The organism is Streptomyces tricolor (assembly GCF_002155905.1).
Taxonomy (GTDB): domain Bacteria; phylum Actinomycetota; class Actinomycetes; order Streptomycetales; family Streptomycetaceae; genus Streptomyces; species Streptomyces tricolor.
This window is the reverse complement of sequence record NZ_MUMF01000538.1, coordinates 1-9,440: the sequence shown is the minus strand read 5'-3', so window position 1 is coordinate 9,440 and position 9,440 is coordinate 1. Positions and strand designations below refer to the sequence as shown.

General features: G+C 73.3%; 7 protein-coding genes. All 7 read left to right on the top strand.

The window, feature by feature from the left end; translation table 11 throughout:
- Nucleotides 1-19: 19 nt before the first annotated feature.
- Entirely contained in the window at nucleotides 20-1,447 is a 1,428-nt protein-coding gene (locus tag CCN44_RS32850; RefSeq protein WP_414820535.1) for a DUF3152 domain-containing protein, read from the top strand.
- 57 nt (nucleotides 1,448-1,504) lie between these two features.
- Nucleotides 1,505-1,600, top strand: a complete 96-nt coding sequence (locus CCN44_RS47680; protein ID WP_311737156.1) for an Ms4533A family Cys-rich leader peptide — start codon at nucleotides 1,505-1,507, stop codon at nucleotides 1,598-1,600.
- Between the two features lie 190 nt (nucleotides 1,601-1,790).
- Entirely contained in the window at nucleotides 1,791-3,509 is a 1,719-nt protein-coding gene (locus tag CCN44_RS32845) for an ABC transporter substrate-binding protein (RefSeq protein WP_086701842.1), read from the top strand.
- 4 nt (nucleotides 3,510-3,513) lie between these two features.
- Nucleotides 3,514-4,584, top strand: a complete 1,071-nt coding sequence (locus CCN44_RS32840) for an ABC transporter permease (RefSeq protein WP_086701839.1) — start codon at nucleotides 3,514-3,516, stop codon at nucleotides 4,582-4,584.
- Nucleotides 4,581-5,579 carry an ABC transporter permease gene (locus CCN44_RS32835; RefSeq protein WP_059252470.1) on the top strand — a complete coding sequence of 333 codons (999 nt, stop codon included), beginning with the start codon at nucleotides 4,581-4,583 and terminating at the stop codon, nucleotides 5,577-5,579. The genes CCN44_RS32840 and CCN44_RS32835 overlap by 4 nt, the downstream gene beginning before the upstream one ends.
- An 80-nt stretch (nucleotides 5,580-5,659) precedes the next feature.
- On the top strand, nucleotides 5,660-7,252 hold the full coding sequence (locus CCN44_RS32830) for a dipeptide ABC transporter ATP-binding protein (protein WP_059255222.1): 1,593 nt from the start codon (nucleotides 5,660-5,662) through the stop codon (nucleotides 7,250-7,252).
- 234 nt (nucleotides 7,253-7,486) lie between these two features.
- Nucleotides 7,487-9,440: DUF3492 domain-containing protein (locus tag CCN44_RS32825; protein ID WP_244204003.1), on the top strand; the 1,954-nt coding region annotated here is incomplete at its 3' end.

The following is a 9,440-nucleotide window of genomic DNA, read 5'->3' as shown; positions in this document are numbered from 1 at the left end:
CCGCGCCGCGGCGCGGGGTGTGCAGGGTGTGCAGGGCGTGCCGGGGATGCCAGCGGCGCCCGGCGGTGCTGCGGGACGGGGTGCGCCGGGCTTCGCCGGTGGTGTTCCGGGGGCGGTGGGGCTTTCCGACGGCGGTTCCGCGCGCGGTGCGCCGGGCTTGCCCGACGGCACTCCCGCCCGGGGCGTACCGAGGGTCTACGACGGCGCGCCGGCCGGTGGTGTGCCGCGGTCGCCGGACGGAACGCCGGCCCATGGCGTGCCGCGGTCGCCCGGCGGCACGCCCGCCCGTGGGGTGCCGCGGGCCGGCGGCGGGGTGGCGCAGGGAGCGCGCGGCGGGCATCCCGAGCAGCGGGAAGCCGGCGGCGGCTGGGGCGAGTTCGCCGGGAAGAAGACCGGTGGCGGTGAGCCCGGTGTCGTGTTGCCGCGGCAGCGGCAGGCGGAGCCGGGGGCACCTGGCCCGGCCGGCGGACGCCGCCGCCGTGGCCCCCGGCAGGAGTACCTCGACGCCTTCGACGGCGCCGCAGCCGGCACCCAGGGCATCCGGGGCGCCAAGGGCGGCAAGAGCGCCCAGGGCACCCAGGACGCCCAGGACACCTCGGACAGCGGGGCCGCCGCATCCGGCGCCGGTGTGCCCGCGCAGCGCGGCGGCAGCAAGGGGTGGGCCTACACCGGTATCGCGGCGGCCGCCGTCACCACCGTGCTCGCGGTGGTCGTCGCCGGACAGGTGACCCACGGCCAGGAGGGCGACGCGCGGTCGCGGTCCGCCGCCGGACGGGCCCCCGACGCGCGCGCCCCCGGCGACGCCTCGGGCGCGCCGGCGCCCGCCACCGTGCCCAGCGCGGCGCCGCTGACGTACGACCAGAAGATGGGCAAGAAGTACCCGCTCGGCGCCACGCTGACCGGGCCGGGCACGTTCGACGCCGTGCCCGGTTTCGACAAGGCGCCCGGCACCGGGCAGAAGTACCGCTACCGCGTCGACGTCGAGCAGGGGCTGGGGCTGGACGGCGCGCTGTTCGCCGAGGCCGTGCAGAAGACCCTGAACGACAAGCGCAGCTGGGCACACGGCGGCGCCCGCACCTTCGAGCGCGTCTCCTCCGGCAAGCCCGACTTCGTGATCACGCTGGCCAGCCCCGGCACCACCGCCAAGTGGTGCGCCAAGTCCGGCCTGGACACCACGGAGGACAACGTTTCCTGCGACTCGGCCGCGACCGAACGCGTCATGATCAATGCGTACCGGTGGGCTCAAGGCAGCACGACCTACGGTGACCGGATCCATGCGTACCGGCAAATGCTGATCAACCATGAAGTCGGCCACCGGCTCGGCAACGGCCATGTCACCTGTCAGAAGGACGGTGAGCCGGCCCCCGTCATGCAGCAGCAGACCAAGTTCCTGGACCACGACGGAATCCACTGCCTGCCCAATCCCTGGCCGTATCCCGCGAGTTGACAGCCGCCACTCAAGTCACGTTGACAGTCGGCCGTCTGTTCGTACATATTTCTGCGCATGTGGTCTAGTCATGCCGTCTGCGCGAGCGCCGCCATCGAGCTGGCGCTCATCGGTGTGACCGCGCTCTGCGTGGCCGACATCCACTGTCGCTGACGCCGCCTCCCCGGCGTTCGCGTCGCGACCCCCTTCTCCTTTCCGTCCGTGACCGTGTCACGGCCTCTTCGACGACCCGACGCCGTGGCCGACGCCTGCCCGCAGCCGTCTCACTCCTCGTCCGCTTGTCTCACCGATCGAGAAACCCTCGATCCACTCCGACACGTCACCCCGAGAGGTCGTCATTCCGATGCGTCAACCGTCCGTCATAGCGCGCCGCGTGGCAGCGGCATCCGTCAGCCTGGTCGTGGCAGCGGGCGCCGCCGCCTGCGGCCCGGAGGACAGCGATGCCAAGGGCTCCGGTGGCGACTCCGCGCCCCACAAGGGCGGCACGCTCACGGTCCTGAACTCCCAGCCGCAGACCGACTTCGACCCCGCGCGGCTGTACACCTCCGGCGGCGGGAACGTTCCCTCGCTGGTCTTCCGCACGCTCACCACGCGCAACCGCGAGAGCGGCGAGGCCGGCGCGAAGGTCGTCCCGGACCTCGCCACCGACACCGGGCGCCCCAACAAGGACGCGACCGTGTGGACGTACACCCTGAAGAAGGGCCTCAAGTACGAGGACGGCACGCCGATCACCTCGGCCGACATCAAGTACGGCATCGAGCGCTCCTTCGCCCCCGAACTCTCCGGCGGCGCCCCCTACCTGCGGGACTGGCTGGTCGGCGCCGCCGACTACCAGGGGCCCTACAAGGACAAGAAGGGCCTGTCCGCGATCGAGACGCCGGACTCCCGGACCATCGTCTTCCACCTGAACAAGCCCGAGGGCGAGTTCCCGTACCTCGCCACCCAGACGCAGTTCACCCCGGTGCCCAAGAGCAAGGACACGGGCACCGAGTACGAGGCGCACCCGGTCTCCTCCGGCCCTTACAAGGTCGTCAAGAACGAGAACGACGGCGAACACCTCGTCCTGGAGCGCAACCCGCACTGGTCGGCGGCGACCGACGCCGAGCGCAAGGCGTACCCGGACACGATCGACGTGCGCTCCGGCCTCGACTCCTCGGTGATCAACCAGCGGCTGTCCGCGTCTCAGGGTGCGGACGCCGCGGCCGTCACCACGGACACCAACCTCGGCCCGGCCGAACTCGCCAAGGTGACCGGCGACAAGAAGCTGGCCGCGCGCGTGGGCACCGGTCACTTCGGCTACACCAACTACCTCGCGTTCAACCCGAAGGTGAAGCCCTTCGACAATCCCAAGGTGCGCCAGGCCGTCGCCTACGCCATCGACCGCTCCTCCGTGGTCAACGCGGCCGGCGGCAGCGCCCTCGCCGAGCCCGCCACCACCTTCCTGCCGAACCAGAAGTCCTTCGGCCACACGCCGTACGACCCGTTCCCGGCGGGCGCGTCCGGCAACCCGGCCAAGGCCAAGGAGCTGCTGGCGCAGGCCGGTTACAAGAACGGGCTCAGCATCACGCTGACCCACTCCAACGAGAAGGACTTCGAGACCAGCCCGGAGATCGCCACCGCGGTCCAGGACGCGCTCAAGAAGGCCGGCATCACGGTCAAGCTCCAGGGCCTGGAGGACAACGACTACCGGGACAAGATCCACAGCGTGCAGGACGAGCCGGGTCTGTTCCTCGCCCACTGGGGTGCGGACTGGCCGTCCGGCGGTCCCTTCCTCGCCCCCATCTTCGACGGCCGGCAGATCGTCAAGGATGGAGCGAACTTCAACACGGGCCAGCTGAACGACAAGTCCGTCAATGACGAGATTGACGCGATCAACAAGTTGACCGACCTTGACGCCGCCGCGCAGCGGTGGGGTGCGCTGGACAAGAAGATCGGCGACAAGGCCCTCGTCGTGCCGCTGTTCCACCCCGTCTACAAGCGCCTGTACGGCTCGGCCGTCAAGAACGTCGTCATCAGCGACTGGACCGGTGTCCTGGACGTCTCCCAGGTCGCGGTGAAGTGACGTCGTGAGCGAGGCACTTGCCGCCGTCGGGACCGCCGGGACGGATTCTTCCGTCCCGGCGGTCTCGGGGGCACGTCAGTTCTGGCGGCGGCTGCGGGCGCAGCGGGCCGCCCTGGGCGCCGCGGCCGTCGTCGCGCTGCTCGTCCTGGTCGCGCTCGCCGCGCCCCTGCTCACCGCCCTGGAGGGCCAGGACCCCACCACGTACCACCCCGCCCTGGTCGACTCCGCGCGCGGGGGCGTGCCCATCGGCTCCTTCGGCGGCATCGGCGCCGACCACTGGCTGGGCGTGGAACCGCAGACCGGACGCGACATGTTCGCCCGGCTGGTCTACGGCGCGCGGGTGTCCCTGGGGGTGGCGCTGGCGGCGACGATGATCCAGGTCGCCATCGGGGTCGCGGCCGGCGTGGCCGCCGCGCTCGGCAACCGATGGGTTGATCAACTGTTGAGCCGGGCCACGGACGTCATCGTCTCCATGCCGCTGATGATCATGGCATTGGCGCTGCTGGCCATCGTGCCCTCCAGCTTCCCGCGGCCGGTCCTGGTCACCCTCGTCATCGGCCTGATCGGCTGGGGCACCATCGCGAAGATCGTCCGGGCCCAGACCCTCTCCCTGAAGGGGCTCGACTACGTCTCCGCGGCCCGCCTGAGCGGCTGGGGCACCTGGCGGGTCGCCCGCCGCGAACTGCTGCCCGGTCTGGCCGCGCCGGTCATCACGTACGCCGCGCTGCTGGTGCCCACGAACATCTCCGTCGAGGCGGCGCTGTCCTTCCTCGGCGTCGGCGTGAAGCCGCCCACCCCGTCCTGGGGGCAGATGCTGACGGCCGCGGACGTCTGGTACCAGGCCGCGCCCCAGTACCTGCTGCTGCCCGCCGGTGCCCTGTTCGTCACCGTTCTCGCCCTGACCGTCCTCGGCGACGGCGTGCGCACCGCGCTCGACCCGCGCGCCGCCTCCCGCCTGCGCGTCGGCACCGGCCGCAAGGATGCCGCCGCACAGAAGGGCGCTGCGCAGGACACCGCCGCACAGGACTCCGCAGCCCAGGAGTCCGCCGCAACCGGGAAGGAGGCGTCCGCATGAGCGGTTTCGGCGGATTCCTGCTGCGCCGTGCCGCCGGCACGGTGGTCACCCTGCTCGCCATCTCGGTGATCGTCTACGTCGTCTTCTACGTCACCCCGGGCAACGTCGCCCAGATCACCTGCGGCCCGCGCTGCTCACCGGAACAGGTGCACCAGGTCGCCGAGCAGCTGAAGCTGGGCGACCCCCTCTACGTGCGCTACTGGCACTTCCTCCAGGGACTCTTCGTCGGACAGGACTTCTCCACGGGCACCTCGGTGGAGCACTGCGCCGCGCCCTGCCTGGGGCAGTCGTACCAGACCGGTCAGCAGGTCCTGGACATCATCCTGGCGAAGCTGCCGGTGAGCGTGTCGCTCGTCCTCGGCGCCATGGTGCTGTGGCTCCTGCTCGGCATCGGCACCGGTGTGCTGTCCGCGTGGCGACGCGGCCGGCTCTCCGAGCGCGTGCTGACCGCCGTCACCCTCGCGGGCACGGCCACGCCCGTCTTCGTCATCGGCCTCGTGCTGATGATCGTCGTCTGCGGCGAACTGCAACTGCTGCCCTTCCCGCAGTACGTGAACTTCTCGGACGACCCCGAGCAATGGGCGTGGAACCTTCTGCTGCCCTGGCTCTCGCTCGCCCTGATCGAGGCGGCCTCCTTCGCCCGCCTCACCCGCGCGGCCATGCTGGAGACCCTCGCCGAGGACCACATCCGCACCTTCCGCGCGTACGGCGTCGCCGAGCGTTCCGTCGTCGGCCGGCACGCCCTGCGCGGCGCCCTGGCGCCCGTGATCGCCCTGAACGCCAACAACGTCGGCTCCGCCATCGGCGGCGCCGTGCTCACCGAGACCCTGTTCGGGCTGCCCGGCATCGGCCAGGAACTGGTGCACGCGGTCAAGGTCGTCGACCTGCCGGTGGTCGTCGGCATGGTCCTGGTGACCGGCTTCTTCGTGGTCCTCGCCAACGCCGTCGCGGACGTCCTGTACGCGGTGGCCGACCGACGGGTGGTGCTCGCATGAGCCGGATGGAAGCGGCCGACGCGGGCCGGGCGGGAGCGGCGGACACGGGCCGGGCGGGAGCGGCGGACATGAGGGCGGACATGAGTCTGGTGGAAGTGACGGACCTGACCGTCGAGTTCGGCGCCCTGCGCGCCGTCGACGGGCTCTCCTTCAGCCTGGCGAAGGGCGCCGCCCTGGCCCTGGTCGGCGAGTCCGGCTCCGGCAAGTCCACGGTCGCGGGCGCCCTGCTGGGCCTGCACCGGGGCACCGGGGCCCGGGTCGGCGGCGCGGTGCGGGTGGCCGGCACCGACGTACAGGCGGCCTCGGAGGAGGAGCTGCGCCGGCTGCGCGGCGCCAGGGCCGCCATGGTCTTCCAGGACCCGCTGTCCTCGCTCGACCCGTACTACGCGATCGGCGACCAGATCGCCGAGGTCTACCGCGTCCACGCGCGCGTGTCGCGCCGTGCCGCACGCGCGCGTGCCGTGGACGTGCTCGACCGGGTGGGGATCCCGGACGCGGCCCGCCGGTCCCGGTCCCGCCCGCACGAGTTCAGCGGCGGCATGCGTCAGCGCGCGCTCATCGCCATGGCCCTCGCCTGCGAGCCGGACCTGCTGATCGCCGACGAGCCGACCACCGCGCTCGACGTCACGGTCCAGGCCCAGATCCTCGATCTGCTGCACGGGCTGCGCGCGGAGACCGGCATGGGGCTGCTGCTCGTCACCCACGACGTGGGCGTGGCCGCCGAGAGCGCGGACGACATCCTCGTCATGCGGCACGGCAGGGCCGTCGAGCGTGGCCCGGTCGCCGCGGTCCTGGCCGCCCCCGCCGAGCCGTACACCCGCGAACTGCTCGACGCCGTCCCGCGCGTGGACGCCCGCCGGACCGGCTCTCCGGCCACCGACGAGGTCGTCCTGGAGGCCACCGGTGTGCGGCGCGAGTTCGGGCGCGGCAAGCGGGCGTTCGCGGCCGTGGACGACGTCTCGGTGACCGTCCGGCGCGGGGAGACCCTCGGCGTGGTCGGCGAGAGCGGCAGCGGCAAGACCACGCTCGGCCGCATGCTCGTCGGGCTGCTGGAACCCACCGCGGGCGAGATCCGCTACGCGGGGCGCCCGCACACCGGTGTGAACCCGGCCGTCCAGATGGTCTTCCAGGACCCCGTCTCCTCCCTCAACCCCCGGCGCAGCGTGGGGGAGTCCATCGCCGACCCGCTCCGCGCGCGGGGGGACCGGGACGAGGCGCGCATCCGGGGGCGGGTGCGAGAACTGCTGGAGCGCGTGGGGCTGGAAGGGGCGCACTACGACCGCTACCCGCACGAGTTCAGCGGCGGTCAGCGCCAGCGCATCGGCATCGCGCGGGCGCTCGCCGCCGAGCCGCGCGCCATCGTCTGCGACGAGCCCGTCTCCGCGCTCGACGTCACGACCCAGGCCCAGGTCGTCGCCCTGCTCGGCGAACTCCAGCGGGAACTCGGCCTCGCGCTGGTCTTCATCGCCCACGACCTCGCCGTCGTCCGCCAGGTCAGCGACCGCGTGGCGGTCATGCGGCGCGGCCGGCTCGTCGAGTACGGCCCCGCCGACGAGGTCTACGACACCCCGCGCGAGCCCTACACCCAGCAGCTCCTGGCCGCCGTACCCGCGCTCGACCCGGAGCTGGCGGCCCGGCGCCGCGCCGCCCGGCGCACACCGGCAGCCGCGTAGCGCCCGGCGCGACCCCGCACTCCGGGCGGTGTAACGTTTCGCACCCGGACGATCACCGTCTGATCCCTTAGCGCGGCGAAACGCGGCACGCACGCGAAAGTTACGACCGTTCACCCCTTTTGGTGGTGCGACGGACAACCGTCCGTCGCACCACCGCCTTGTCCCCTTACGTTCATCCCGCTGCGAGCCGCCGGGACACGGGCGGCTCCCCAGACGGGAGATCGGGGTGCACACGTGCGCATAGGACTGCTCACCGAGGGTGGCTATCCGTATGTGAACGGTGACGCCGTGCTGTGGTGCGACCGGCTCGTGCGCGGGCTCGCGCAGCACGAGTTCGAGGTCTACGCGTTCAGCCGCGGCCGGCACCAGCGGGCCGAGAGCTGTGTTCCGCTCCCGCCGCAGGTCACGCGGGTGCGGACGGCGCCGCTGTGGACGGCCCAGGACGACGGGGTCGCCTACGGCCGGCGCGCGCGCCGGCGCTTCGCCGAGTGCTACGGGGAGTTGGTGGCGGTGGTGTGCGCCGGGGGCGCCGGAGCCGCGCCCGACGGCGCACCGGGGGCGGGGGCCCAGGACCCGTCCGATGATCTGGCGGACCGTTTCGGCAGCGCGCTGTACGGGCTCGCCGACCTCGCCCGCGAGGAGGGCGGACTCGTCGGCGCCCTGCGCTCCGACGCCGCCGTGCGCGCCCTGGAGCGCGCCTGCCGCGCACCGCACGCGCCGCGCACGGCGCATGAGGCGCGCGTACCCGATCTGCTCGCCGTCGCAGCCCACCTCGAACGCGCCCTGCGCCCCCTGTCCCTCGACTGGTACGGCGACGACGCCCTCGGCGCGGCCGACCTGTGCCACGCCACCGCCGGCGGCCCCGCCGCCCTCGCCGGTCTGCTCGCCCGGCACTTCTGCGACGTCCCGCTGCTCGTCACCGAGTACGGCGTCCACCTGCGCTCGCACTACCTGACCCGCGGCCCCGACACCGCCGCCCCCGCCGTACGCGCCCTGCTCGGCGCCTTCCACGGCCGGCTCGCCGCCGAGGTCTACCGGGGAGCCGCGATCCTCACCCCGGGCAACGCGCACGCCCGCCGCTGGCAGGAACGGTGCGGCGCCGACCGCGCCCGGATCCGCACGGTGTACCCCGGCATGGCGGCCGACCGCTTCGCCGAGGTCGGCGAGTCCCCGGACCGGGCCGACCCGGACACCCTCGTCTGGGTCGGCCGCGTGGAGCCCACGAAGGACCTCGTGTCCCTGCTGCACGCCTTCGCCGAGGTCCGCAAGGCGGAGCCCACGGCCCGCCTGCGAATCGTCGGCGCTCCCTCCGGCGCCGGGGACGCGGAGTACCTCGGCCACTGCCGGGCGCTCGCCGCGCAACTCTTCCCGGACGAGGCGGAAGGCGTGCACGCCGTCGGCGACAACCCCGTCTCCTTCCAGGAGATCGGCGCTCCGGAGGTCCCGACGCTGCCCGACGCGTACGCCGCCGGAGCGGTCGTCGTCCTCTCCAGCGTCGTGGAGGGCTTCCCGGCCGGCCTGGTCGAGGCCATGCTCTGCGGCCGCGCCACCGTCTCCACGGACGTCGGCGCCGTCGTGGAGGTCATCGGCGGCACGGGACTCGTCGTGCCCCCGCGCAATCCCAGGGCGCTCGCCGAGGCGTGCGTGGCCCTGCTGCGCGACCCCGAGCGCCGTGCGCGCCTCGGTGCCGCCGCGCGCGCCCGGGCGCTCGAACTGTTCACCGTCGAGCAGAACATCGCGGCATTTCACGGCATTTACCTGGAGATCGTCTCGCACTGCCCGGTCCGCCGGGTCGTCCTGGACGAGTCCGGCGNNNNCGCACGCCCCGGTCCGCGCGACCCCGCTGGCGGCGGAGGGGGCACGGTGAGCGAGCTGGACGGCCGAACTGCCGCCAGGGGGACCGGCTCGGGCCTCGCGGAGGAACCGGGCGCGGGAGCGACGCCGGGCCTGAACGGTGTCGGCGGCGCCGCCTCCGGTGAGGTGGGTGATGCGGAGGGCGCGGGCCCGGGTGCCCCGGAGGACCCCGCAGGGCTCGCTCCCGCCCCCCGGCGCGACTCCGCCGGGAACGGCACCCTGCGCCACCGCGAGCCGACCGGAGCGGACCGACCCGCAATGCCCAGCGGCGCCGGCCCCTGGGACGCCCGGTCGGGGGAGTGGCTGACGGGCGACTCGGGCGGGGGGAGCATCG

Excerpts from the sequence above, each read along its gene's own strand:
- CCN44_RS47680 (WP_311737156.1), top strand. The coding sequence starts at position 1,505 with ATGTGGTCTAGTCATGCCGTCTGCGCGAGCGCCGCCATCGAGCTGGCG.
- CCN44_RS32845 (WP_086701842.1), top strand. The coding sequence starts at position 1,791 with ATGCGTCAACCGTCCGTCATAGCGCGCCGCGTGGCAGCGGCATCCGTC.
- CCN44_RS32835 (WP_059252470.1), top strand. The coding sequence starts at position 4,581 with ATGAGCGGTTTCGGCGGATTCCTGCTGCGCCGTGCCGCCGGCACGGTG.
- CCN44_RS32830 (WP_059255222.1), top strand. The coding sequence starts at position 5,660 with ATGAGTCTGGTGGAAGTGACGGACCTGACCGTCGAGTTCGGCGCCCTG.